This is a genomic window from Candidatus Accumulibacter sp. ACC003 (assembly GCF_907163085.1).
In the GTDB taxonomy this organism is placed as follows: Bacteria; Pseudomonadota; Gammaproteobacteria; order Burkholderiales; family Rhodocyclaceae; genus Accumulibacter.
Map to the genome: position 1 here is coordinate 568,319 of NZ_CAJQTX010000004.1, position 23,862 is coordinate 592,180.

21 protein-coding genes are annotated in these 23,862 nt (G+C 65.2%); 12 read left to right on the forward strand and 9 right to left on the reverse strand.

The window, feature by feature from the left end; genetic code table 11:
- Nucleotides 1–54: 54 nt before the first annotated feature.
- Nucleotides 55–510: a hypothetical protein gene (locus tag QZ656_RS09540; protein WP_291993157.1), complete on the forward strand. Its 456-nt coding sequence runs from the start codon at nt 55–57 to the stop codon at nt 508–510.
- A gap of 181 nt (nt 511–691) precedes the next feature.
- On the opposite strand, the gene hpnE is transcribed toward QZ656_RS09540, so the two are convergent.
- The 3 genes from hpnE to QZ656_RS09555 form a co-directional block, all read right to left on the reverse strand.
- Nucleotides 692–2,005: a hydroxysqualene dehydroxylase HpnE gene (hpnE, locus tag QZ656_RS09545; RefSeq protein ID WP_291993158.1), complete on the reverse strand. Its 1,314-nt coding sequence runs from the start codon at nt 2,003–2,005 to the stop codon at nt 692–694.
- On the reverse strand, nt 1,998–2,831 hold the full coding sequence (gene hpnD, locus QZ656_RS09550; protein WP_291993159.1) for a presqualene diphosphate synthase HpnD: 834 nt from the start codon (nt 2,829–2,831) through the stop codon (nt 1,998–2,000). The genes hpnE and hpnD overlap by 8 nt, the downstream gene beginning before the upstream one ends.
- Nucleotides 2,832–3,026: 195 nt before the next feature.
- Nucleotides 3,027–3,689 carry an AzlC family ABC transporter permease gene (locus QZ656_RS09555; RefSeq protein WP_291993160.1) on the reverse strand — a complete coding sequence of 221 codons (663 nt, stop codon included), beginning with the start codon at nt 3,687–3,689 and terminating at the stop codon, nt 3,027–3,029.
- 133 nt (nt 3,690–3,822) lie between these two features.
- On the opposite strand from QZ656_RS09555, the gene QZ656_RS09560 reads away from it, so the two are divergent.
- The 4 genes from QZ656_RS09560 (at nt 3,823) to QZ656_RS09575 (ending at nt 7,417) form a co-directional block, all read left to right on the forward strand.
- The gene (locus tag QZ656_RS09560; RefSeq protein WP_291993161.1) at nt 3,823–4,143 is read left to right on the forward strand and encodes a hypothetical protein; all 321 of its coding nucleotides are present in this window, start codon (nt 3,823–3,825) and stop codon (nt 4,141–4,143) included.
- A 96-nt stretch (nt 4,144–4,239) separates the two neighbouring features.
- A complete protein-coding gene (gene greB / locus QZ656_RS09565) occupies nt 4,240–4,815 on the forward strand; it encodes a transcription elongation factor GreB (protein ID WP_291993162.1) in 576 nt (191 codons plus the stop codon).
- Between the two features lie 173 nt (nt 4,816–4,988).
- Nucleotides 4,989–6,908 carry a molecular chaperone HtpG gene (gene htpG / locus QZ656_RS09570; RefSeq protein WP_291993163.1) on the forward strand — a complete coding sequence of 640 codons (1,920 nt, stop codon included), beginning with the start codon at nt 4,989–4,991 and terminating at the stop codon, nt 6,906–6,908.
- On the forward strand, nt 6,908–7,417 hold the full coding sequence (locus QZ656_RS09575) for a DNA-deoxyinosine glycosylase (RefSeq protein WP_291993164.1): 510 nt from the start codon (nt 6,908–6,910) through the stop codon (nt 7,415–7,417). The genes htpG and QZ656_RS09575 overlap by 1 nt, the downstream gene beginning before the upstream one ends.
- A 113-nt stretch (nt 7,418–7,530) precedes the next feature.
- On the opposite strand, the gene QZ656_RS09580 is transcribed toward QZ656_RS09575, so the two are convergent.
- Nucleotides 7,531–9,195 carry a SulP family inorganic anion transporter gene (locus tag QZ656_RS09580; protein ID WP_291993165.1) on the reverse strand — a complete coding sequence of 555 codons (1,665 nt, stop codon included), beginning with the start codon at nt 9,193–9,195 and terminating at the stop codon, nt 7,531–7,533.
- A 184-nt stretch (nt 9,196–9,379) separates the two neighbouring features.
- Between QZ656_RS09580 and QZ656_RS09585 the strand changes: the two genes are divergently transcribed.
- Together QZ656_RS09585 and QZ656_RS09590 are read left to right on the forward strand one after the other, a co-directional pair.
- The gene (locus QZ656_RS09585; protein ID WP_291993166.1) at nt 9,380–10,930 is read left to right on the forward strand and encodes an aminoacyl-histidine dipeptidase; all 1,551 of its coding nucleotides are present in this window, start codon (nt 9,380–9,382) and stop codon (nt 10,928–10,930) included.
- On the forward strand, nt 10,927–11,133 hold the full coding sequence (locus QZ656_RS09590; protein WP_291993167.1) for a DUF3820 family protein: 207 nt from the start codon (nt 10,927–10,929) through the stop codon (nt 11,131–11,133). Before QZ656_RS09585 ends, QZ656_RS09590 begins: the two co-directional genes overlap by 4 nt.
- Before the next feature lie 57 nt (nt 11,134–11,190).
- On the opposite strand, the gene QZ656_RS09595 is transcribed toward QZ656_RS09590, so the two are convergent.
- Nucleotides 11,191–11,772: a DJ-1/PfpI family protein gene (locus QZ656_RS09595; protein WP_291993168.1), complete on the reverse strand. Its 582-nt coding sequence runs from the start codon at nt 11,770–11,772 to the stop codon at nt 11,191–11,193.
- A 359-nt stretch (nt 11,773–12,131) separates the two neighbouring features.
- Here QZ656_RS09595 and acnA point away from each other — a divergent pair, with 359 nt between their 5' ends.
- Nucleotides 12,132–14,849 carry an aconitate hydratase AcnA gene (gene acnA, locus QZ656_RS09600; protein WP_291993169.1) on the forward strand — a complete coding sequence of 906 codons (2,718 nt, stop codon included), beginning with the start codon at nt 12,132–12,134 and terminating at the stop codon, nt 14,847–14,849.
- Between the two features lie 15 nt (nt 14,850–14,864).
- Here acnA and QZ656_RS09605 read toward each other — a convergent pair whose 3' ends face one another.
- From QZ656_RS09605 to QZ656_RS09615, 3 genes are all read right to left on the reverse strand, one after another.
- The gene (locus QZ656_RS09605; protein ID WP_291993170.1) at nt 14,865–16,157 is read right to left on the reverse strand and encodes a TRAFs-binding domain-containing protein; all 1,293 of its coding nucleotides are present in this window, start codon (nt 16,155–16,157) and stop codon (nt 14,865–14,867) included.
- Nucleotides 16,154–17,332, reverse strand: a complete 1,179-nt coding sequence (locus QZ656_RS09610) for a patatin-like phospholipase family protein (RefSeq protein WP_291993171.1) — start codon at nt 17,330–17,332, stop codon at nt 16,154–16,156. The genes QZ656_RS09605 and QZ656_RS09610 overlap by 4 nt, the downstream gene beginning before the upstream one ends.
- A gap of 69 nt (nt 17,333–17,401) precedes the next feature.
- Nucleotides 17,402–19,726, reverse strand: a complete 2,325-nt coding sequence (locus QZ656_RS09615) for a mechanosensitive ion channel domain-containing protein (protein WP_291993172.1) — start codon at nt 19,724–19,726, stop codon at nt 17,402–17,404.
- Between the two features lie 296 nt (nt 19,727–20,022).
- Here QZ656_RS09615 and QZ656_RS09620 point away from each other — a divergent pair, with 296 nt between their 5' ends.
- Nucleotides 20,023–21,255: an MFS transporter gene (locus QZ656_RS09620; RefSeq protein WP_291993173.1), complete on the forward strand. Its 1,233-nt coding sequence runs from the start codon at nt 20,023–20,025 to the stop codon at nt 21,253–21,255.
- 58 nt (nt 21,256–21,313) lie between these two features.
- Here QZ656_RS09620 and QZ656_RS24095 read toward each other — a convergent pair whose 3' ends face one another.
- Nucleotides 21,314–21,967 carry a LysR substrate-binding domain-containing protein gene (locus tag QZ656_RS24095; RefSeq protein ID WP_366522140.1) on the reverse strand — a complete coding sequence of 218 codons (654 nt, stop codon included), beginning with the start codon at nt 21,965–21,967 and terminating at the stop codon, nt 21,314–21,316.
- Nucleotides 21,968–22,058: 91 nt separating this feature from the next.
- Here QZ656_RS24095 and QZ656_RS09630 point away from each other — a divergent pair, with 91 nt between their 5' ends.
- The 3 genes from QZ656_RS09630 to QZ656_RS09640 are packed head-to-tail and all read left to right on the forward strand — an operon-like array spanning nt 22,059 to nt 23,832.
- Nucleotides 22,059–22,601, forward strand: a complete 543-nt coding sequence (locus QZ656_RS09630; protein ID WP_291993175.1) for a cytochrome b — start codon at nt 22,059–22,061, stop codon at nt 22,599–22,601.
- Between the two features lie 37 nt (nt 22,602–22,638).
- A complete protein-coding gene (locus tag QZ656_RS09635; protein ID WP_291993176.1) occupies nt 22,639–23,208 on the forward strand; it encodes a YceI family protein in 570 nt (189 codons plus the stop codon).
- Nucleotides 23,209–23,253: 45 nt separating this feature from the next.
- A complete protein-coding gene (locus QZ656_RS09640; protein ID WP_291993177.1) occupies nt 23,254–23,832 on the forward strand; it encodes a YceI family protein in 579 nt (192 codons plus the stop codon).
- Nucleotides 23,833–23,862 lie beyond the last annotated feature (30 nt).

Sequence of the window (23,862 nt, forward strand, 5' to 3'; positions counted from 1 at the left end):
CCTTTTACTCTGACCGCCGTGAAGCAGCAACTACATCAATATCTGAGGAATTTTATGTCGCTTATGGCCGAACGAGTAGCAAACTTCAAGACGCCCGAAGAGTGCACCATCTTCGAGAAGAACGTGCTGGAAAGAGGGCGCCCTGATCTGGCGGTTGCTGCTCGTAAGCGAGCGCTCGAGTTGCGGGCGCTGAAATATGGCGCCAGCACCGACCCCGAACGTGAGTGCCTGGAGGCCGTCTATGCCTACGAAGGCGTGCTGGCGATCAAAAACGGCAAAGCGACGCGCGCCGTGCATACCTGGCAGATGATCCGGCGGCATGGCATCATCGGTGCCGTCGAGCGCGCCGTGAACCGCGACGCTGAAAGCCTGGGCTACACCACGCTGCAGGCGCTGGGTCTTGAGGACTATGCCTTCGAGGTCGTCGTCGTCCGTCACCCAGAGTTGTTTTCGGCAGGCGCCGTCCAGTGCGCGCAGGTGCGCATCGATGAATGGAACAGCGCCAGCTGACGGCGCCTTGGCGGGCAAGCCGCGTCGGCGACTGACAAATCGCCCTGCTTCGCCGTGGCGAGAAGCGTCGGCAAAGACGAAAACGGTCGTCACTTTGACGATTCGGCATCTCTCGACAAGTCCAGACCGTTCAGGCAGCGGCTGCCCGAATGGTCTGGACCGCGCCGCGGTCGAGCGCGCGTCACGCGCTGCGGAGGATTCCCCGCGCGGCGGTGACGCCGCTACGTACGGCTGCTTCGAGCGTTGCCGGATAATCGGCACAGACGTAATCGCCGGCCAGCCACAAACCGGTCCGCGCGCTTCTGGCGCTCGGGCGGCGCAGCCCGGGGCGGCACGAGAAGGTCGCCCGCCGTTCGCGGATCACCTGCTGCCAGACGACAGTCGGTAGCGTGCGTTGCAGCGTCGTCGCGAGTTCGCCGTCGAGCGCGGCAACCAGCGCCTGATTGTCGAGCGCCTCCCAGGCGCCATGGCCGCTGAGCACGAAGGCCATCAGCCCCGGCGTGCCGCACAGTGTGCCGCGATCGAAGACCCATTGACCGATCTGTCCGTCATCCTGCGCGGCCAGGCCGAGCATCGGGAAGGGTAGGCGCAGCTCTGGCGGATAGGCGCAGTAGACCGTGCCGATCGGCTCGAAACGGTAGTCGGCGAGCAACTGCGCAACGCTTGCCGTTGCCGGATGCGGCGCCAGCAAGGTGGCCGCATGCGTCGGGTCGACGGCGACGACGATGGCGTCGTAGCGCTCGCCGGCGATGCTGAAGCCGTCGTCGATCGCCTCTACACGCGTGCGCAGGCGAATTTCGCCGCCACGCGCGCGGATGAAAGCAGCGGCAGCGACCGCGAAGAGCTGGTCGAGGTCGACAGCCGGCAGCAGCAGGTCGGTTGCCGCAGGGCCACCGCCGAGGCTGTCGCGCAGCGTGTTCAGGAAAATCTGTGCCGAGGCATCTTCCGGCGCCGTGTTCAGAGCCGCCAGACAGAGTGTTTCCCACAGGTAGCGGCGCAGGTTTCCATGTTGCTGGTGGCGGTCGAGCAGCGCGGCGACGCTGCAGTCGTCGGCGATCCGGTAGCCGTTGTTCTGCAGAAAGCGCATGAAACGCGCTGCGCCGATCTTTTCGGCAAAGCTCGCGCCGCGGGCGGCGAGCAGCCCTGCCGCCAAATTCCAGGGCGCTGGCAGGCGTCGCAGGCGCAGCCGGAAAGGCCTTGGCCGGCAGCCCGGAAAGCTCACTTGCAGCGGCAGGCGGTGCAGTACGCGCGCCGGGGCAACGCCGACTTGCTGCATCAGGCGCAGTGTTTCACGGTAGGCGCCGATCAGGATGTGCTGGCCGTTGTCCAGCCGCTGTCGCTGGCCGCTCAAGGTGACGCTGCGCGCGCGTCCGCCGAGCTGTTTCGCCGCCTCCAGGACGGTGACGCGGGTTCCCGCAGCCGCCAGTTCGACGGCGGCTGCCAGGCCTGCCCAGCCACCGCCGACGATCGCTACGCGCACGCTACTCTCAGGCACGCACCCAGGTCCGCCAGGCGATCCACAGCTTGCGAATCGGCGTCAGCGAAGTCCGCTGGCTGAGAACCCGGCAGCGATCATTCTTGATCTCTTCGAGCAGCGTCCGGTAAATCGCCGCCATCACCAGGCCCGGACGCTGCGCTCGCCGGTCGCTGGCCGGCAGCGCTGCGAGCGCTTGCGCGTAGTAGCTCTCGGCGCGCTCGATCTGAAAGCTCATCAGGCGCTCGAAATTTTCGCTGTGGCGCGCGTTGAGAATGTCGGCCGCAGTGACCTCGAAACGTTGCAGATCGTCGATCGGCAGGTAGATCCGCCCCATGCGTGCGTCTTCGCCAACGTCGCGGATGATATTGGTCAGCTGGAAAGCGACGCCGAGATCGTGCGCGTACTTTTGCGTTCGCCGATCCTGGTAGCCGAAGATCTCGGCGGCGAGCAGGCCGACGACGCTGGCGACGCGGTAACAGTAAAGCGAAAGCGCCTTGAAATCGAGATAACGCGATTGCTGCAGGTCCATCTCCATGCCGTCGATGATTTCCTGCAGCTGCTCTTCGGGCAGATTGAATTCGGCGCTCGCGGCCTGCAGCGCCTGCGTTACCGGATGCTGTGCCTGGCCGCCGTAGACGTTGCGCAACTCGTGCCGCCACCAGGCCAGCTTGGTGGCGGCGATCTGCGGATCCTGACACTCGTCGACGACGTCGTCGACTTCGCGACAGAAGGCGTAGAGTGCGGTGATCGCTCGCCGCTGGTTCGGCGGCAGGAAGAGAAAGCTGTAGTAGAAACTCGAGCCGCTGCGGGCAGCTTTCTGCTGGCAATATTCGTCTGGTGTCATTGGCGATCTCGTGAGGTGCTTATCGTAAGAGTCACGTCCGCGACTCCCGAATCTCGCTAATCTGCGCGTTACGCGCTGTTGGAGAAGGAGCGGAGTGAGCGACGGAGAATTCAGCGATCATCGTCCCTGCGCGTAAAACGCTTGCGGCGTGCCAGCCGGAAAATACACGGCCGGTGAGGGCAACGGTCATCCGCTTCATGGTCGGGCGTTTCGCGATCGCTGATGACGCTCAGCGCAAAGTTTTTCAGCGCTGACGCCGACCGCGACGCCGATCAGCGCGGCACCGATCAGATTGAGCTTCAAGGGCAGCACCAGGAGCACCGACGCCAGGCCGCCGGCGGCCGCGGCCAGGCGCATGGCACGGTCGCTGAGCAGCGGCACGACCATCGCGATGAAGGTCAGCGGCACGATGAAATCAAGCGACCAGCTCGGCGGTACCAGGCTGCCAAGCAGGATGCCGGCGATCGTTGCCAGTTGCCACGACGCCCAGGTGGCGCCAGCCAGACCGAGATAGAACCAGTGCAACTGCAGGTGGCGCTCGGGATGCTGCGCGCTGTGCACGACGGTCAGTGCGTAGGCCTGGTCGGTCAGTAGGTAGGCGATTGCTGCCTGCCAGCGGCGGTCGAGTGAGCCGAAGTGTTGGGCCAGTGAGGCGCCGTACATCAGAAAGCGCAGGTTGACGATCGCGCCGGTGGCGAGAATGACCAGCAGTGGCGCGCCGCCGGCGAACAGCTGCGTGGCGGCGATCTGCGCCGAACCGGCGAAAATTACCCAGCTCATGGCGAAGGCCTGCAGCGGCGTCATGCCGGCGGTGCTCGCCGCGGCGCCGCAGACGATGCCAAAAGGGATGATGCTCATGCTCATTGGAGCAAAGGCGCGGACACCGGCAACAAACTCTGTGCGCGCGTTCGGGACTTGCGGCATGGGCGGCTTTTTACGAATAGAATAGAGGGTCAAATTGTTACGTGGGAACACCGCCAGGAGGAGGCAGATGGTTTATCACATTATCGTTTCGTTTGGGCGGGACAGGGAATTTGAGTTCAAATTCCCCCATACCGAACTCGCAGCAGGGTCTCCCGAAGAAGCGCGCCGGTGGTTTGACAAGGAGTTCGCCGACCTGGAATGCGAACCCAGCAACCCGATGGGCAAAGTCCTGATCATCGACAAGATCCTCAACGTGGCTCGTTACGGCGGCGAGCAGCGCTTCGTCGACCGGCAGGAATGGGCCACGCGTTTCGCCCGCTACACGGCACTGGCGCTGGGACGCGACACGGTCCGCATCGACGTCGCCGCTTTCAATATCGGCTACTGATCGACCAGCGGCGCAGGTTGGCGGCGCAGGTTTCCCGACCTGCGCCGTTTCTTTTTTGGCTTGGCATTCTTGGCCAGTTTCCGTGGCAGGAGCGGCATGAGCAAAGCGTTCACCAGCGAGTCGGCAGCTGACGATGATGACGGCGGCGAGAGCGAAGGCGTCGATCCTTCGTTCCGGCTGCCGGCGGGAACGCGCAACTACATCACGCCGGCTGGGCACGCGCGGCTGAAGGCCGAAGTCGATCAGCTGCTGCGCGTCGAGCGGCCGCAGCTGGTCGGCGTCGTGCAGTGGGCGGCGTCGAACGGCGATCGCTCGGAGAACGCCGACTACATCTACGGCAAGAGGCGTTTGCGCGAGATCGACCGCCGGATTCGCTTCCTGACCAAGCGGCTCGATCTTGCCGACGTCGTCGACCCGTCTGGCCGCCAGGATACCGAGCAGGTCTTCTTCGGCGCAACGGTGACGCTCTGCGACGAGCACGGAGTCGAGCAGACCTACCAGATCGTCGGCGTCGACGAGACCGATTCTGGGCGTGGACGGATCAGCTGGGTGTCGCCACTGGCGCGCGCGCTGCTCAAGGCACGCGCAGGTGATACGGTACGTTTTCAGAGTCCGGTGGGTGTTCGTGAGGTCGAGGTGGTGGCGGTGGCCTATCGGGCGATCGACGGCTGAGGCCGTGCGCCTGGCTCGCATTTGCATCGACGCTGGTGCCTGCGCACGAGCGCGCGGCTTCAGCAGGGCTTGAAATCGACGCGACGGCCCCCACCTGCAGCTTCATTGCGCGCTGGCGCGCTGCCACTTCGTTCGATCCAATCCTTTCATCAACGCTATTCACGGAGTCTTCAATGGGTGCACAAAAAGAAACACTTGGTTTTCAGGCAGAAGTCAAACAGCTGCTGAATTTGATGATCCACTCGCTGTACAGCAACAAGGAGATCTTTCTGCGCGAGCTGATCTCCAACGCCTCCGACGCCTGCGACCGGCTGCGCTTCGAGGCCTTGAACAACGCCGGCCTGTACGGCGACGACGGCGAGCTGAAGATCCGCGTCGCCTTCGACAAGGAAGCACGGACGATCACCATCAGCGACAACGGTATCGGCCTGTCGCGTGACGAGGCGGTGCAGCACCTCGGAACGATCGCCAAGTCGGGTACCCGCGAATTCTTCTCGGCGCTGACCGGCGACCAGGCCCGCGACGCGCACCTGATCGGCCAGTTCGGCGTTGGTTTCTACTCGTCGTACATCGTCGCCGACAAGGTGACGGTGACCTCGCGTCGCGCCGGCCTCGAAGCCGATCAGGGCGTACGCTGGGAATCGGGCGGCGAGGGCGACTTCACCGTCGAGATGGTCGAGTGTCCGCAGCGTGGTACCGAGGTAGTCCTGCACCTGCGCGAAGGCGAGGACGAGTTCCTGTCGAACTGGAAAATCCGCGAGACGGTGCGCAAGTACTCGGACCACATCACGCTGCCCATCGTGATGAAGAAAGAGACGTGGGACGAGGAGAAAAAAGAGCAGGTCGTTAGCAACGAAGACGAAACAGTCAACCAGGCGTCGGCGCTGTGGACGCGTCCCAAGTCGGAGATCAGCGACGAGCAGTACAACGAGTTCTACAAGCACGTCGCGCACGACTTCGAGGACCCGCTGGCGCACGCGCATGCGCGCGTCGAGGGCAAGCAGGAGTACATCCAGCTGTTGTACATCCCGTCGAAAGCGCCCTTTGACATGCTCGACCGCGGTGCCCGCCATGGCATCAAGCTCTACGTCCGGCGCGTCTTCATCATGGACGACGCCGAGCAGCTGATGCCGCTGTACCTGCGCTTCGTACGCGGCATCGTCGACTCCAACGACCTGCCGCTGAACGTCTCGCGCGAGATCCTGCAGCAGTCGCGCGACATCGAGGCGATTCGTGGTGGTTGCGTCAAGCGCGTCCTCGGCTTGCTCGAAGGCTTCGCCGGCAGCGAGGAAGCCGCCGACCAGGAGAAGTACACGACCTTCTGGAAGGAGTTCGGCAAGGTCCTCAAGGAGGGCGTTGGCGAGGACTTTGCCAACAAGGACCGTATCGGCAAGCTGCTGCGCTTCGCTTCGACGCACGCCGACACCACCGAGGAGAACGTTTCGCTGGCCGCCTACGTGGCGCGGATGAAAGAGGGGCAGGAAAAGATCTACTACGTCACCGCAGAGACCTTCACCGCCGCCAAGAACAGCCCGCACCTCGAGATTTTCCGCAAGAAAGGCATCGAAGTCCTGCTGCTCTCCGATCGCGTCGACGAGTGGGTCACCAGTCACCTCACCGAGTTCGACGGCAAGCCCCTGCAGTCGGTGGCCAAGGGCGGGCTGGACCTCGGCAAGCTCGAGGATAGCGCCGAGAAGGAAGAGGCCGAGAAGGCCGCCGACGAGTACAAGGAGTTGCTCGAGAAGATCAAGAACACGCTCGGCGACAAGGTCAAGGACGTTCGCGTCACGCATCGCCTGACCGATTCGCCGTCGTGCCTGGTCGCCGACGAGTACGACCTTGGCGGCAACCTGCAGCGCATCCTCAAAGCAGCCGGCCAGCAGGCGCCGGCGAGCAAGCCGATCCTCGAGATCAACCCCAGGCACCCGGCGGTGCAGCGCCTCAAGTACGAAGAAACGCGCTTCGACGACTGGGCCAACCTGCTGCTCGAGCAGGGAATTCTGGCCGAAGGCGGCTCGCTCGAAGACCCGGCTGGTTTCGTCAAGCGGATCAACGACCTGATGCTGGCCCTGTCGGCCGGCAGCGGCAGCTAGTGAGCGGCGGCAGACCCGAAATTCTGCTGGGCCTGCCGCCGATTTTCGATGCCGAGGTCAGAACGCTGATTCTCGGCAGCTTCCCGTCGCCGGCCTCGCTGGCGGCGCAGCAATACTACGGGCACCGTCAGAATCAATTCTGGCGCTTGCTCGGCGAGCTGCTCGACGAGCCCCTGCGCGAACTGGACTACGCCGCCCGGCAGCGTCGCCTGCTGGATCATCAGCTCGGCGTCTGGGACGTCTATCGCCGCTGTCGGCGGCAAGGAGCGCTCGACTCGGCGATCGAGTCGCCCGAGCTCAACGACTTCGCGAGCTTGCCAAGCCAGGCGCCACGACTGCAACGCGTCTGCTTCAATGGCCAGACCGCAGCCAGGGCTAGCGCCTGGTTCCTGGCGCAGGGCTACGAAACGCGGCTCCTGCCGTCGAGCAGCCCGGCGTATACGCTGGCCTTCGCCAGCAAGCTCGAGCGTTGGCGGGCCGCGTTGCTGGGCACCGCTAGCGGCGGCTGAAATCCCGCCGGTCCGAGCTGCGGATCGTGCCGACCCTTACACGCGGTGGTGGCGGTAGCCGCGACGGCTTTTCCTGGTCGCCTCAAGGCCCGCCACGTCGCGCGCTGCAGGCTTCAGATCGACCACGAATCCTCACCCTGCAAGGCGCGGAAGGCGTCGGCGGTACTGAGAAATATCTGCCCACTCAGTTGCTTGCCGACCAGGTCGCTGTGCTGCAGGCGATCCATTACCGGCCCCTTGACCTCGGCCAGGTGGAGCGTGATCTGTTCTGCCCGGAGGCTGTCGTTGATCTCGCGCAAGGCGTAGAGGCCGGTGGTATCGATCAGGCTGACGGCTGACATCACCAGCAGCACGTGCCGGGTTGGCCGGTGAGCAGCGGTGCGCGCCTTGAGCAGCAGCTCGAGGTGGCTGACCACCGCATCGACGTTGCCGAAAAAGAGGTCGGCGTCGACGCGCACGGCGAGGACGTCGGAGAGCGTTTCGACCTGATGCCGTTCGACATTACGGAAGTGCTCGCTGCCGGGGATACGGCCGATGACCGCGATATGCGGCCGGCTGGCGCGCCAGATGACGGTCGCCAGCGACAGCACGACGCCGAGTATCACGCCTTGTTCGACGCCGACCAGCAACACCCCGGCGGTGGTCGCCAGCAAGGCCGCGGCGTCGCCGCGGTCGTAGCGCCAGGAGTCTTTCAAGGTGCTGAAATCGATCATCCCGAGCACCGCCAGAATGATCGTCGCGGCCAGCGCCGGCAGCGGCAACCAGGACACCCAGCTGGTCGGCACCGACAACGCCAGCACGATCAATGCCGCCGAAATCACGCTGGCCAGCGGCGTGTTGGCGCCGGCCGTGTAATTCACGGCCGACCGCGAAATACTGCCGGTGACCGGAAAGCCACCCGACACCGCGCTGGCCAGGTTGGCGGCGCCCAGTCCGAGCAGTTCGTGGTTGGTGATGATCCGTTCGCCGCGGCGGTGCGCGAGCGATTGCGCCGCGGCCTGGCTCGAGAGAAAGATCATGAAGGCGATCAGCAGCGCGGGCATGAACAGCGGCCGCCAGTGCTCGCCGGAAACCAGCAGGGTGATCGCCGGCATGCCGGCCGGAATCTCGCCGACGATCTTGACACCCACCTGCGTCAGGTCGAGGAGTGCGACCGCTGTCGTCGCGACGACCAGAACGAACACCGGCGCCAGCTTGGCGAGCGTCTCGGCCAGTCTGGTCGATAACCCGAGAGCGCTGAGGCCCTTGCTCAGATATTGTTTCGCCAGCCACAGCGCGAGCAGCGAAGTCAGGCCGATGATCGTGCTCGGTCCATGCATCGCCGCCAGCGGACCGCCGACGAGCGGCTCGAGCTGGCCGCCGGTAATCAGCAGGGCGGCACCGGTGGTGAAACCGCTCATCACCGGGCGGCTGAGAAAACTGGCGACGAAGCCGAGGCGGAAGATGCCGCTGACGAACAGCAGGGCGCCGGCGATCAGCGCCATCTGGGCGGCCAGGACGACGCTCAGCGCCGAGCCGGGCGGCGCCAAGGGCGCCAGTGAGGTGCTGATCATCAGCGAGGTAATGGCCATCGGCCCAACCGACTGCACCATGCTGCTGCCGAATAGCGCATAAGCGATCGGCGGCAGGATGCTGGCGTAGAGCCCGGTCACCGGCGGCAGGCCGGCGACGATGGCGTAGGCCATTCCCTGCGGAATCAGCATCATGGCGACGATGATGCCGGCACCGATATCACCGGCCAACAAGTCACGTCGGTAGTTCTTCAGCCAGATCAGCATCGTTGCCGTCTCCCGGTGATCAGCGCTGCGCGATGGCGCGCAGCCGGCATGGTACTACCCGTTTAACTGCGGCGCTGCTGGCGGCGCGTGCAGCACCGCAGGTACGCATTCTGGAGCGGCGGGCCAGTAAGGCGTATGCTGCTCGCCGCACGCCGCCGACCATCGACCACCGCACAGGAGCGCAATGAAGAACATGCCGCCAGCCACTCTTGACGCCGTCTTTTCCGACCTGCAACCGGCAGCTGTCTGGGCGCATTTTGCGACGCTCTGTCGGATCCCCCGCCAGTCCAAAGCAGAAGCGCGCTTGCGCGATCACCTCCGGCAGTGGGCACTCGCCCGCGGCTTGGCGGCGACGGTCGATGTCGCCGGCAATCTCCTGCTCCGTAAAGCGGCCAGTGCCGGCATGGCAACGGCGCCCGGCGTCGTTCTGCAGGCGCATCTGGACATGGTCTGCCAGCAGGCATGCACCAAGGGCCCGGCGGCGGCGCACGATTTTTCCCGTGATCCGATTCGACCGCTTCGTCGCGACGACTGGCTGGTCGCCGATGCAACGACGCTCGGTGCCGACAACGGCATTGGCGTGGCCTTGATCCTGGCGCTGCTCGAAGACGCGTCGCTGACGCACGGACCGATCGAAGCCCTGCTGACGGTCGACGAGGAAGCCGGCATGGGTGGCGCGCGCGGCCTGCCGGCGGGCCTGCTGCAGGGTCGCCTGCTGCTCAACCTCGATACCGAGGAATGGGGCGAATTTTTCCTCGGTTGCGCTGGCGGGCTCGACGTCAATGTGCACCGCGATGGCATGGCCGAGCCCTTGCCCACCGCTTTCAAGGTTTGGCGAATCGATTTACAAGGCCTGCGTGGCGGTCATTCCGGCGTCGACATTCACCAGCAACGCGGCAACGCGATCAAGCTGCTGGTGCGCGTCTTGCGCGACCTGGAGAGCCATTTCGCGCTGCGCCTGGTCGATCTGAACGGCGGCTCGGCGCGTAATTCGCTGCCCAGGGAGGCGTCGGCGACGGTTGCCGTGCCGGCCGCCGACGGCGATCGCCTGGCGGCCAGTCTGGCGGCGTGGCAGTCGCTGCTGCGCGACGAGTTGCCGGGCGTCGATGAGCGACTGTGCTTGCATGGCGCGCCGGCATCGGCCGAGCGGGTGTTGTCGGCGGCCGATCAGGCCGTCTGGCTGGCGTCGCTGCACGCCGCGCCGCACGGCGTTCGGCGTTGGAGCCCGAGCGTCGCCGGCGTCGTCGAAACGTCGAACAACCTCGGCATGGTCGCGCTCACGGCAAAAGGCGGCGGCTGCAACTTCATGGTTCGCTCACTGCTCGAGAGTGGCAGCAGCGCGCTGGCCGACGAGATCGTCAGCCTCTTTGCCCTGTCGGGCACCGTCGCCGAGAAGGCCGGCGCTTATCCGGGCTGGGCGCCGAATCCTGCTTCGCCGCTGCTGGCGCTCTGCCAGTCGGTCTACCGCCGTGAGTTTGGCGAAGAATCCAGGATGCAGGTGATCCACGCCGGTCTCGAGTGCGGCCTCATCGCTGCCAAATATCCGGGTCTCGACATGCTCTCCTTTGGACCGAGCATACGCGGCGCGCATGCGCCCGGTGAAGCCGTCGAGATCGCTTCGGTGGGCTATTCCTGGCGTCTGCTGAAGGCGATTCTCGCTGCTGTCGCCGTTGGCACGCGGGCGCCGTCGGCGCCAGCAGGCGTCGACGAACAGCGGCAGGAGCTGAGCCGATGAACGCCGACGATCTGCAACTGCTGGTCAGCACCAGCATGCCCTACGGCAAGTACAAGGGCCGGCTGCTGGCCGACTTGCCCGGCAATTACCTGAACTGGTTCGCCCGTGAGGGTTTTCCGTCGGGCAAGCTGGGGCAGCTTCTGGCGCTGATGCACGAGCTCGACCACAATGGCTTGTCGTCGCTCCTGAAGCCCCTGCGGTAGGCAGGTAGCCGGCCCGCCGATCGCATGGGCGTTGTCGGCGCCGTCGCTGGGCTGCCCTCAGGGCTCGATGCGCGTCCCGAGAACCTGCAGGAACTTTGCCAGCCAGTCGGGGTGGGCGGGCCAGGCGGGCGCGGTGACCAGATTGCCGTCCACCTGCGCCTGGTCGATCGGGATGTCCGCGTACGTGCCGCCGGCCGCCTGCACCTCCGGCCCGCACGCCGGATAGGCGCTGCACACGCGTCCCGAAAGTACGCCTGCTGCCGCCAGCAGTTGCGCGCCGTGGCAGATCGCGGCGATCGGTTTGCCGGCGCTGGCGAAGTGCTGGACGATGGCGATTACCGCCGGGTTGAGCCGCAGGTATTCGGGTGCGCGACCGCCGGGGATCACCAGCGCGTCGTAGTCTTCCCCACGCACGTCGGCGAAATCGGCATTGAGCGTGAAATTGTGACCGGGTTTTTCGCTATACGTCTGGTCGCCCTCGAAATCGTGCACCGCGGTACGCACCTGCTCGCCGCCGTGCTTGCCGGGGCATACCGCGTGCACCGTATGGCCGACCATCTGCAGGGCCTGGAACGGCACCATGGTTTCGTAGTCCTCGGTAAAATCTCCGGTGAGCATCAGAATCGTCTTTGCTGCCATGTGTGTCTCCTTGGCGTGGGTGGTGAGAGGTAAGCAGGCTGATTTACTCCTGACTCTGCCGAATTCTATACATAAAGCGGCTCGCCAGCCGCGCCCTTGTCGGGCGAGCGAGCGGCAAAGCAGACGCCGCTCGCTCGCCTGTCGCTGCCGTGGCACGACGTCAAGCCGCGGCGGCGCGTCGTCGAGCAAGCCGCGGAGTCTGTTGATTAGCGTCTATAGTGACGGTGTTGCCGGTCAGTCGTCGTCGGCAACGGGTCGCGGTGTGCCGCATCGTGCTCCTCCGCCAACGCGGGAACCTTGTCGCTGTCAGATGTCTGCTCAACTGTTGGCTGCCGCACCCCTTCACCCGGAGGTCTTCCATGCCGCACTCGCCGTTCAATACGCTATCGCGCTTCAATCCTCCCGGTCAGCCTGAGGCGCTGTTCTATTCGCTGCCGGCGCTGGCCGCTGCCGAGATCGGCAATGTCGCCCGCCTGCCGGTTTCGCTGCGTATCGTCCTCGAAGCGCTGTTGCGTCACTGCGATGGTCAGCGCGTTAGCGAACGGCATATCCTTGAACTGGCGCAGTGGCAGCCAAGTGCGCCGCGCAGCGAGGAGATCCCCTTCGTCGTCGCACGCGTCGTGCTGCAGGACTTCACCGGCGTACCGCTACTCTGCGACCTGGCGGCGATGCGGCACGCGGCCCAGGCGCGTGGTCGCGAGGCGCGCCGCATCGAGCCGCTGGTGCCGGTCGATCTGGTCGTTGACCACTCGGTGCAGGTCGACCACTACGGCACGCCGCAGGCTTTGCAGCAGAACATGAGCAAGGAGTTCGAGCGCAACGCCGAGCGCTACCAGTTCATGAAATGGGGCATGCAGGCATTCGACACCTTTCGCGTCGTGCCGCCGGGCGTCGGCATCGTCCATCAGGTCAACCTCGAGCACCTCTTCGGCGGCGTACGCCAGCAGCAGACGCCCGGCGGGCGCGTGTGTTTTCCCGACACGCTGGTCGGTACCGACTCGCATACGACGATGATCAACGCCGTTGGCGTCGTCGGCTGGGGCGTCGGTGGCATCGAGGCCGAGGCGGCGATGCTCGGCCAGCCGGTCTATTTCCTGACCCCGGACGTCGTTGGCGTCGAACTCGTCGGGCGTCTGCGCGAGGGCGTCACCGCCACCGACCTGGTGTTGACGGTGACCGAGTTGCTGCGCCACCAGAAAGTGGTCGGCACCTTTGTCGAGTACTACGGCGAAGGCGCGAGCACGCTGACCGTAACCGACCGCGCGACGCTGGCCAACATGGCCCCGGAATACGGGGCGACGATGGGTTTCTTCCCGGTCGACCACAAGACCGTCAATTACCTGCGTACTACTGGCCACAGCGAGGCCGACTGCGAGCTGTTCGAGGCCTACTTTCGTGCGCAGGGACTGTTCGGCATTCCGCATGGCGGGCAAATCGACTACTCGCGTAGCGTGCGTCTCGATTTGTCGACCATCGTGCCGTCGCTGGCCGGCCCCAAGCGGCCGCAGGATCGCGTCGAATTGCCCGAGATGGCCAGCGTCTTCAATACGCTGTTCAGTGCGGTCGAGGCCAACGACGGCTTCGCCCGTCCAGCCGCGGCGCTGAGTCAGCGCTACCCAACCGAACGCGCGGGCGTCGATCTTGGTCACGGCGACGTGCTGATTGCGGCGATCACTTCGTGCACCAACACCAGCAACCCGGCGGTGATGATCGCCGCCGGTCTGTTGGCCAGGAAAGCCGTCGCCAGGGGCCTGCGCGTCGAGCCGCACATCAAGACTTCGCTGGCTCCCGGCTCCCGCGTGGTGACCGATTACCTCGAGAAGGCCGGCTTGCTGTCACCGCTCGCCGAACTCGGCTTCGCGCTCGCCGGCTACGGTTGCACGACGTGCATCGGCAACGCCGGTGACCTCGACCCGGCGTTCAACAAGGCGATTACCGAGAATCAGCTGGTCGCTGCAGCGGTGCTCTCGGGCAACCGCAACTTCGAGGCGCGCATCCATCCCAACCTGCGCGCCAATTACCTGGCGTCACCGCCGCTGGTGGTCGCCTTCGCCATCGCCGGCCGGGTCAACGTCGATCTCAATAGCGAAGCGCTGGGTCTTGGTAGCGACGGGCAGCCGGTCTATCTGCGCGAAGTCTGGCCGACGTCGGACGAAATCGACGCGCTACTGCCGTTCGCGCTCGATCCGGAGCTCTACCGCCGCCGCTACGCCGACGTCAGCGCCGACCAGGACCTGTGGAACGTGATCAAGGCACGCACTGGCGAGGTCTATGACTGGCCGCCGTCTACTTACATTGCGCGGCCGCCGTTCTTCGAGTTGCCGGCGCAGCCGGCCGGCGATATCAGCGGCGCGCGCTTGCTGCTGCTGCTCGGCGATTCGGTGACCACCGACCACATCTCGCCGGCGGGTTCGTTCGCCGAGACGACGCCGGCGGGCAGCTGGCTCAGGGAGCAGGGCGTCGCGCGCGCCGATTTCAATTCCTATGGCGCGCGCCGTGGTCATCACGAGGTGATGGTGCGCGGCACCTTCGCCAACGTCCGCATCCGCAATCTGATGTTGCCGATTGATGCGCAGGGGCGCCAGCCCGAGGGCGGCTACACGCTGCTCGACGGCGAGCAGACGACGGTCTACGCCGCGGCCATGGCGTATCTCGAACGTGGCACGCCGACGATCGTCGTCGCTGGCGAGGAATACGGCACCGGCTCGTCGCGCGACTGGGCCGCCAAGGGCACGCGGCTACTCGGCGTGCGGGCGGTGATCGCGCGCAGCTTCGAGCGTATCCACCGTGCCAACCTGGTCGGCATGGGTGTCTTGCCGCTGCAGTTCATGGCCGACGACTCGGCCGATGCGCTGCAATTGCGTGGCGACGAGACCTTGGCGATCCGCGGCATTGGCGCCGACCTGGCACCGATGCACAGCCTGACGCTGGTGATCGAGCGCGCCGACGGCGAGTGCCTCGAGCGGCCGCTGCTGTGCCGCATCGACACGCCGGTCGAGATCAAGTACTACTGGTCTGGCGGCATCCTGCCGTACGTGCTCGAGCAGCTGCTCGCCGACGGCGGCCAGCGTGACTGAACTCGTGCGCGCGGGCTACTGCGACCGTAGACGGTCGTAGTCGGCCAGCAACTCTTGCAGCGCGCGACCCTGCTTGCGGCGTGTGTCGTCCATCCATTGCGGCACCGCCAGCGCCTTCGCGGCGCTTTCCCAGCGCGCCATCGCGGCCGTATCGCCAAGGCCCAGTGCGGCTTCCCAGAGTGTCGCCAACACCCAGAAGCGGTGTTGCGGATCGTCACCCTCGACTTCCGCCAGTGGCGTTGCCAGGCGAACGACTTCGCGGCGGGTGCGCCTGGCGAGCACTGCGTCGGTAAGCGCCTCGTCGTCCTCGCCGGCGGTTAGCGACTGCTTGGCGCGGACGTCGAGCAGGAAGGCCAGGTTGATGCCGTTGTACCAGTCCTGCTTGAGGTGAAAGCCGCGGCCGTAACTGTCAATGGCTTCTTCGAGGTCCGCCGGACGCGATCGCTCGTCCCACAGCCGCTTGTGCACCGCTCCCCACAGGCCGAGGGTCTCGGGGTCGTTGGTCGTCGCCGGCTTGAGCTCTTGCAGGATCCGGCGGGCTTCGAGGAGCGCCGCCTCGGCGCTGGGCCGCTTCGATTTGTACGTCGCCAGCGCCAGTTGCTGGACGACGAAGGCGTCATTCTTGCGTTGCTTGCGGACCTCGAGCAGCAGTTCCACCGCGCGCGGGAAATCGCTGTCCACACCGGCCGCTGGATTGATCGCCGCCAGCGCCTGCTCGAGCAAGGCCTTGGCGCTGGGAGGCTGCGGTGCATTGTCGGATCGGAAATCAGCGGTGCTACCGCAGCGTATGACTAACTTCGCCGCGTCGCGGCGCTGCGGTGGTTGCAGGTACGGCAGCAAGGTATAAACCGGGCTGTCGGTGTCCTGCCGGGCGAGCGCACTGCGAACGGCTTCACGCAGTGCCTCGGAAAAGCGTTTGGCCTCGCGTGCGCCGAGGTCTTCGCCGAGGTGCTTGTACGACAGGATGGCGATGTGGCCGACGTCGAACGGGTACTTGAACTCCGATTCGGCGACGATGATCGTCGCGCCGGGGCGCAGGCCATAGCGTACGCCGAGTTCGAAAGCGGCGTTGACGTTGTAGGTGGACAGGTCGGCGATGACCAGATCGGCCTGCAGCAGCATCTCGTACATCCGCACGTCGATCATTCCGTTGTGCGCAATCTCGTCGGCGCGGATGCATTCGACGCCGGCGGCTTCGACCGCTTCCTTGATGATCGCGTACGACGCGTCAAGGTCGAGGACGCGACCGTCGGTGTAGTCGGTCTTCTTGCCGAAGCCCTGGACGACGAAGCAGGTCTTGGCGCTCACGCAAAGCCCCGCAGGTGGTCGATCGAGACGCTGCCGGCGGCATACGCCTGGCCGATGCGCTGGATTTCCGGAATGCTGCCGACCGAGTCGAGGACCTGCACCTTGCGGGCGTCGATCGCGGCCAGACCGAGTGCGTCGATGCCGGTCTGGCTGATGTCCGGGTCGTAGCGCAGGTAGACGAACTGCTTGTCGACGCTGGCGTTTGACGCTCCGCCAGGGGCGATCACCATGTCGCCGACTTCGCGGTCGATGAGCGGCCCGAAGCGGCATTCGCCAAGCGTCCGGCAGGCCATGTCCCAGCCGGCAGAAGCCGCGTTCATCAGCGCGCCGGGCAGGTTTTTGGCGTTGTCGAGCAGCCACAGGTCGTGGGCTTTGAGGTCTGGCCGGGCGCTGGCGGCGCTGCCGGTGCCGACCGAGACGATCAGCAGATTGTCGGTGCCGGTCGGCCAGCCGACGTGGTAAGGGGCGGCGGTGACCATCTCGAAAGCCAGGAAGGCGGGATTGTTGTACGTCGTGACGCCGCCATCGACGAAGATGAACTGGTATTCGTCCGGCGTTGCCGGCGCAAAAGTGACCACCTCGGGCGGGAAGAACGTCGGCGCCGCGGTGCTCGCCCGCAGCAGTTGCCATAGCGGCAGGCGCAGGTTGCAGTCCGGGCGACCGGGCTGGTTGTATTTTGCCCGCGGATTGTTGGAAACCGGCCACGGCGAGTCGGTGGTCGCGTTGCGCATGACCATCATCAGCAGCGTGCGCAGGTTGGCGTCGCCGAGCGTCGCGTGCGGCTCGGCCTGCGTCGCGGCGTGCGTCAGCGCCTGGTCGAATTCGCGCCGCAGCGTCCTGGCCAGCGGCTCGTCGTTGTAGTTGTACTTCAGGCGCTTGAGCAGCGACGCCTTGTCGAACATCTGCTGGCCGCTGTCGACGTAGAACGTGCGGATCTTGTCGGTGGACATGCCGGCCGAAATACAGCCGGCGACCATCGCGCCGGTACTGGTGCCGCAAACGAAGTCGAAGTAATCGGCGAGCACCAGCTCGGGTCGGCCGAGTTTTGCACGCAGCTCAGCCTCGAGTCTGGCCAGGATTTCGACGCTGATCAGGCCAAGGATGCCGCCGCCATCGCAGGCGAGGATCTTTTTGGGACCGGGGCGGTCGATACGTTCCAGCAGTTTTTCGTTCATCGCGTTGCCTCCTGTGTGGCGTGTTTGTCTGGTGTTGCCGGCGAGTGGTGGTACTGGTGGTTAGCAGCGTCAGTTGCCGTGCTCTGCGGGGGACGTGAAACGCACCGGTAAGGGCTGCCTTACGTCGAGGTGGACGTCACGCTGCGGGAACGGAATCGTGATCCCGGCGGCGGCCAGGCGCTTGTCCATGGCGTGGCGCAGGTCGCTGTCAACCCGGCGTCCCATCAGATTCGGCCCCAGCTCGACCCAGAAGACGAGCACCAGCAGCAGCGCATTGTCGCCGAAGTCCTCGAAGAAGACCTCCGGTTTGGGGTCGCGCAGGACCTGTCCGTGATCGTCGGCGCAGCCGCTGATGATGTCGGCCGCGTCGTGCACCGGCGACCCGTAGGCGACGCCGATCCTGATCTCGCGCCGGATGCGAGTGTTCGAATAGGTCCAGTTGACCACCTGGTTTTCGAGGAAGCTGGAGTTCGGTATCAGCGCTTCGACGCCATCAAAGCCGCGCACCGTCGACGCCCGCAGGTCAACCTGCGTGACGTAGCCGGTGACGCCGTTCAGGGCGATGATGTCGCCAACGCGGATCTTGCGTTCGAACAGGACGATGATGCCGCTGATGACGTTCTTGATGATCGTCTGGGTGCCGAAACCGACGCCGATCGCCAGGGCGCCACCCATGAACGCGAAAACGGTCAACGGGATGCGCGCCAGATTGAGGATGAAGATCACCAGCACCACCGCCAGCGCGATCATCGCCCAGCGACGAATGACACTGGCCACCTGCTCTTCGACCCCGAAGCGACCGACCATCAGCCGCTGCAGTCGCCCGGAGAGCATCGAAAACAGCCAATAGCCCAAGATGAAAAGGAGAAACCCGCCGACGCTCTTGCCGACGGTGACCCCGTGCGCAATGGTCACCGTCTTGCCGTCGACGACCGTCGAATCCTCGACCGCAAACATCTCGAAGTCCCAGACGCTTTTGAGTGCATGCACCGCCTGCAGCGCGCCGAGTTTCCAGTTGTCTACGCTGCCGGCCTTGGCGTCGAATCCGAAATCACCAAGCCAGCGCTTGAGCTGACGATCGAGCCGGCTGCCGGCGATTTCGACGCGCTGGTAAGTCTGCACGCGCTTCCTCAGGGCCTCCAGAATCGCCGACTCCTGCGCCGCAGTCGCCGCATCGAGGACGGCGCCGTCAAGCCGCGCCTCTTGTTGTCTGACGTCCATGCGCGCCGCTTCCTGCAGTTCACGGAACAGGTCCTTGCGGCTGGCGAGGTCGCGGCTGGTCTGGGCCAGCGTTGTGATGACCGCCTGACGCGTTGCCGCATCGTCGGAGCTGAAAGCGACGAAGCGCTGTCCCCACGAGTCGCCAGCGACCTGCATCATCCCTTGCAGCCAGGTCAGCGTCATCAGTGTCAGCCGATCCGTTTCCAACTGTTCGTCAAGAAGCTGCAAGCGCCGTGCTCTGGCGCCACTCGCGTCGGGGCTCTGGGGTAGCTGCAACAGGCGGGCGCGCTCGGCGGTGCGTTTGCCGTTGTCGACGACCATTCGATCGATTTCGGCGTTCACCTTGGCCAGTGTTTTGCGCAACTGCGCCTGCTGTTGCTCGAAGTCTTCCTTGCTGAGCGTTTGCTCGGGCAGCACGCGGTCCAGCAGACGCTGCATTTCTGCACCGAGTGACTGCAGCCTGGATTGTTTCAGATGGCCTTCGTCGAGCGCGAGGCTCAGAACGCTCAACTCGGCTTCGGCCTGTTGCCGCCGCAGTTCGGCGAAGTCGCGGCTGCGCCGGTCTTTTTCGACTTGCTCGCGCCCTTTGGCACGCGCCAGTCGGTCGTCGGCCAGGCGGAAAGCCTCGCTGGCCTGCCGCCGCGTATCGAGCAGGCCGGCCTGCTGGTCGAGCAGCGCACGTTCTGCCGCAGCCAGGCTCTTCAGTTGCTCCTTCAGCGAGTCGTGTTCATCGCGCAGAGCATCGACGCGTAAGGCAGAGTAGGGCGGCGGGCCGGCCAACGCCGCCATCAGCGCCTTTTGATTCGCCGTTTCGATGGGCGAGTCCTGCAGGCTTTGGACTTCGTCGAGCAGCTTCAGGCGTTCACCGTAGAGCATCACCAGGCGATCGAGCTGGCGCTGGCGTGCGGTCGCCTGCAGGTCTTCCGGATCGGCTCCGGCGTTCTTCAGCTGCTCCTCTTCTAGTTGTCGGCGTGCATCGGCCAGTAGCGCTGCCGCCTGGGCGCGCGGGTCGGTAGCTTCGCCGGTCGCGTTGCCGCCAGCTTTGCCACTGGGCGCCGCGTTATCGGCCGCTGGTTTGAGCGCTTCGGACAGCTGCTTGGGCAAGGCCAGCTGTGCGTCAGCGAGCGGCGCGAGGGCCATGACGATCAGCGCGAGGAACAGTCGGCGGATCATCGAACGCGACTCCTTGAAGGCGGCGAGTGGTCACCGCTGTCGGCGCGGAAAGCGGCCGTGCTCACGGCACGATGCACAAGTGGCAGCGAGGGGCGGCCGTGGCGGAAAAGCGGTAGCGGCATCGAGACTCCGGAAAGGCCGCACAGCGTCACAGCGAGCTTGCGGCAGGAACGTAGTATCGAACGTGTCGCTGCGGACGTCCACCCGACTCGTCGTCAGGCGCTATTTTGTCGCACGCTCACGCCGTGCGAGCGAGAAGCCGCTAGACTCCGACTTCCCGCTCCGGAACATCCCCCATGACTACCGCGGTCGCGTCCCTGCCCGAAAAGGGCCACGATCTCGAAGTGATTTCGCTGATCGGTTTCGTGCATGGCGTATCGCATTTCTTTCACTTGCTGCTGCCACCGCTGTTTCCGTGGCTGATGCGCGATTTCGGGCTGAGTTTCACCGGTATCGGCGCGACGATGACGATTTTCTTCGTCGTTTCGGCGATCGGTCAGGCGGTCGCTGGTTTCCTCGTCGACCGCTTCGGCGCGGCCAGGGTGCTTGGCGCCGGTATCGGCTGTTTCCTGGCCGCGGCGCTGCTGCTGTCGATGGTCGACGACTATTTCGGCCTGACGCTGGTCGCCGCGCTGGCCGGGCTGGGCAACAGCGTTTTCCATCCAGCCGACTTCACGGTACTCAATCGCCAGGTATCGCCGCCGCGGCTGGGGCACGCCTTTTCGATCCATGGTCTCTCGGGCAACCTCGGCTGGGCGCTGGCGCCGGTGTTCATGACCGGCATTGCCGCGACCGCCGGCTGGCGGGTCGCGGCTCTGGCTGCCGCCGGAATCGCCGCGCTGGCACTGGCGCTGCTTTTCTGGCGTCGGCGGACGCTCGCCGACCCGCCGGGCAGCGTGGCTGCCGCCGGGGAGAGCGGCACGCCGGCGGGCTCGCGCCTGGCCTTCCTGCGCTCGCCGGCGGTGTGGATGTGCTTTCTCTTCTTCCTGCTGATCACCACCGCTTTCGGCGGTATCCAGAACTTCGCGACGCCGATCCTGCAGAATCTGCACGGCTTGTCGTTGGCGGCTGGCGCCAGCGCGCTGTCGGCGTATCTGGTGGGCGGCGCCGGCGGCATCCTGACCGGCGGCTTTTTGGCGCAGAAGGGCGAACACGAACGCCTGATCGCCGCTGCACTCGGCGCCGCCGCGCTACTCACCGTCGCGCTGGCGCTGCTGCCCTTGCCAGCCTGGAGCGTTCTGCCGCTGATGGTTGCCATCGGCTACTGTACCGGTATCGCCGGTCCGTCGCGCGACCTGCTGGTACGCCGCGCGGCGACCTCGCGTTTCGGCCAGGCGGCTTACGGTCGCGTCTATGGTTTCGTCTACTCCGGCCTCGACAGCGGGCTGGCGCTGGCGCCGCTGGTGTTCGGCGGCCTGATGGACAGCGGTCGCTTCGCGGCGGTGCTGGTCGGCATTGCCGCGTTGTGGAGCGTGTCGATCCTGACCGCGCTGCGCGTCGGCGGCGTTACCCGGCAGGCGGCGGCCTGAGCGCTGCCCGGCGGATGCTCTGGCCTGCGGCATGGTGGTGCCCGAGCAGCTCTGACGGTCACCGTTGGCGGGCTTCCCGGTAGGGGCGCTGGCCGATTCGTTCGGCGAGATCATCGACCAGCATCCGCACCCGCTGTGCTACATGGCGATCGCCGGGCAGGAGCGCGCAGATATCAGGTTCGGGCATCGGAAAATCGTGCAGGATCGCGGCGACCGAACCGGCGTCGATCGCCGCGGCAGCGATGATGCCTGGCTGCACCGAGGTGCCCAGCCGACGAATCGCCGCCTCGAGCAGCGCGTCGCCGTTATTGGCGCGCAGCCGGCCCCGTACCGGGAAATCCGCCATGACGCCGTCGACCAGAAACCGCCAGCCCTCCTGGCGCCTCGGCAGGTCGAGCAGACACTCACGCTCGGCGAGTTCGCCGGGGTGCTGCGGATCGCCGAAGACGCGCTGCTGCTGGCTTCGGGCAACATCACCCACGACCTGGGCGACTTCCGCGGCGCGCTTGCCGGTGGCGGCGAAGCGTCCACCGACGAGAGCGAGTTCCCCGAGTGGATGTGGTAAGAATCGCTGCTGACGACGAGCGCTCACTGCTTGGCTATCGGCAGCAGGCGCCGTATGCTGCCAGTGAGCACCCAACCGCAGTACATTTGCTGCCCATACGTTGCGCTCGGTGCCGCTGGCGCCGATTACCGGCCAGAGCGGCTGCACGTTGGCTTCGATGCGGGTGTCCTGGCGATTGACAGCTACGATTTCTGGCCTGGCGAAGGCAGCCAACAAACCCAACCGTGCGGAGAAGCGAATGTCTGAAACGCGTTACACCTACCCGGCAATGGCTCTGCACTGGCTGATGGCGGTGCTGCTGATCGGCTTGTTCGGCCTGGGCCTCTATATGAGCGATCTGCCGCTGTCACCGGACAAACTGAAGCTCTATTCGTGGCACAAATGGGCCGGCGTCAGCGCTTTCCTGCTGGTTCTGCTGCGCCTGGCCTGGCGCGTCGGCCACCCGCCGCCGGCCTTGCCGGCGGTGATGCCGCGCTGGCAGAAGCTCGCCGCGCATGGCGTGCATCACCTGGCGTACCTGTTGATGGTCGCGATCCCGCTCAGCGGCTGGTTGATGAGTTCGGCGAAGGGATTTCAGACCGTCTATTTCGGCGTTGTGCCCTTGCCTGACTTACTGAGCAAGGACAAGCCACTCGGCGAACTGCTGGAGAGCGTACACGGCTTCCTCAACTACGGGCTGGCGGCGCTGGTCGTCGCACACGTCGCCGCGGCGCTGAAGCATCAGCTTCTGGACCGCGACGATCTGCTGGCGAGGATGCTGCCGCTGCGCCGGAATCGCTGAACAGCGCATGCCAATATCGAGAGCATAGGAGAACGCGATGAAACCACTTCGTCTCACCCTGGCGGCGATTTTGCTGGCCAGCGGCAGCGCCCAGGCGGTCGAATTCAAGCAATTTCTCGCCGAGCAGAGTACGCTGCAGTTTGTTTCGCGGCAGATGGGAGTCCCCGTAGACGGTCACTTCAGGAAGTTCGCCGCGACGCTGGCCTTCGATCCGACCAGGCCGGCTGCCGCCACCGCCAAGCTCGAACTCGACCTGGCGAGTGTCGACGCCGGGTCTCTTGATGCTGACGGCGAGGTCGTCGGCAAGCCCTGGTTCAACGTCAAGGCCTATCCCACCGCCACTTTCGTTTCGTCGGCGATCCGCCCGCTCGGTGGCGACCAATACGAACTGACGGGTAAGCTGACGATCAAGGGCAAGACGCAGCAGGTCAGCGCGCCATTTACTTTCCGCCAAGCCGGGGGCAATGGCGTCTTCGACGGCACTTTCGTCCTCAAGCGTCTCGACTTTGCGCTCGGTGACGGCATCTGGTCCGACCTCAGCACGGTCGCCAACGACGTGCAGATCCGGTTTCACATCGTCGCCGCCGCCGCAGCGGGCGGCAAGTAAGGCCCCATCGCCAGCAAACGTCACCTCACCTCAAGGAGCCATCGCATGCAGAAGCAAATCGCCCTCATTGTCCCCATGCTACTTGGCAGTGTGTTGGCAGCGTCAGCGTTCGCCGCGCCAGAGAAGTACAAGGTCGATCCGAACCATACCTATCCGCGTTTCGAATACAGTCACTTCGGCTTTTCCAAGCAGGTGCAACGCTTCAACAAGACCGCCGGTACGATCGTCATCGATCGCGCTGCACGGACCGGTTCGGTTAACATCACGATCGACGCCAAGTCGGTCGATACCGGTTATTCGTTATTCAACGAGCACATCCAGGGCGAAGACTTCCTCGATACCGCGAAGTACCCGACGATCACCTATAAATCCAGCGCCGTGAAATTCGCAGGCGACCAGCCCGTATCCGTCGATGGCAAGCTGACGATCAAGGGGATTACCAAGCCGGTGACGCTGACCATTACGTCGTTCCAGGCGATGCCGCACCCGCTCGTCAAGAAGGACGCCATCGGCGCCAACGCCGTCGCGACGATCAAACGTTCCGAATTCAACGCCGGCAAGCACAGCCCGCAGGTCAGTGACGAGGTAAACCTGAGTATCGCCGTCGAAGCTATCAAGGAGTAGGCGGCTGCGCGGGCCGAGTCCGCGAATCGG

Coding starts and splice junctions, on each gene's coding strand:
- QZ656_RS09635 (WP_291993176.1), top strand. CDS start 22,639: ATGAAACCACTTCGTCTCACCCTGGCGGCGATTTTGCTGGCCAGCGGC.
- QZ656_RS09595 (WP_291993168.1), bottom strand. CDS start 11,772: ATGGCAGCAAAGACGATTCTGATGCTCACCGGAGATTTTACCGAGGAC.
- QZ656_RS09610 (WP_291993171.1), bottom strand. CDS start 17,332: ATGAACGAAAAACTGCTGGAACGTATCGACCGCCCCGGTCCCAAAAAG.
- QZ656_RS09640 (WP_291993177.1), top strand. CDS start 23,254: ATGCAGAAGCAAATCGCCCTCATTGTCCCCATGCTACTTGGCAGTGTG.
- greB (WP_291993162.1), top strand. CDS start 4,240: ATGAGCAAAGCGTTCACCAGCGAGTCGGCAGCTGACGATGATGACGGC.
- acnA (WP_291993169.1), top strand. CDS start 12,132: ATGCCGCACTCGCCGTTCAATACGCTATCGCGCTTCAATCCTCCCGGT.
- QZ656_RS09560 (WP_291993161.1), top strand. CDS start 3,823: ATGGTTTATCACATTATCGTTTCGTTTGGGCGGGACAGGGAATTTGAG.
- QZ656_RS09540 (WP_291993157.1), top strand. CDS start 55: ATGTCGCTTATGGCCGAACGAGTAGCAAACTTCAAGACGCCCGAAGAG.
- QZ656_RS09555 (WP_291993160.1), bottom strand. CDS start 3,689: ATGAGCATCATCCCTTTTGGCATCGTCTGCGGCGCCGCGGCGAGCACC.
- QZ656_RS09630 (WP_291993175.1), top strand. CDS start 22,059: ATGTCTGAAACGCGTTACACCTACCCGGCAATGGCTCTGCACTGGCTG.
- QZ656_RS09620 (WP_291993173.1), top strand. CDS start 20,023: ATGACTACCGCGGTCGCGTCCCTGCCCGAAAAGGGCCACGATCTCGAA.
- QZ656_RS09580 (WP_291993165.1), bottom strand. CDS start 9,195: ATGCTGATCTGGCTGAAGAACTACCGACGTGACTTGTTGGCCGGTGAT.
- hpnD (WP_291993159.1), bottom strand. CDS start 2,831: ATGACACCAGACGAATATTGCCAGCAGAAAGCTGCCCGCAGCGGCTCG.
- QZ656_RS09590 (WP_291993167.1), top strand. CDS start 10,927: ATGAACGCCGACGATCTGCAACTGCTGGTCAGCACCAGCATGCCCTAC.
- htpG (WP_291993163.1), top strand. CDS start 4,989: ATGGGTGCACAAAAAGAAACACTTGGTTTTCAGGCAGAAGTCAAACAG.
- QZ656_RS09585 (WP_291993166.1), top strand. CDS start 9,380: ATGAAGAACATGCCGCCAGCCACTCTTGACGCCGTCTTTTCCGACCTG.
- QZ656_RS09615 (WP_291993172.1), bottom strand. CDS start 19,726: ATGATCCGCCGACTGTTCCTCGCGCTGATCGTCATGGCCCTCGCGCCG.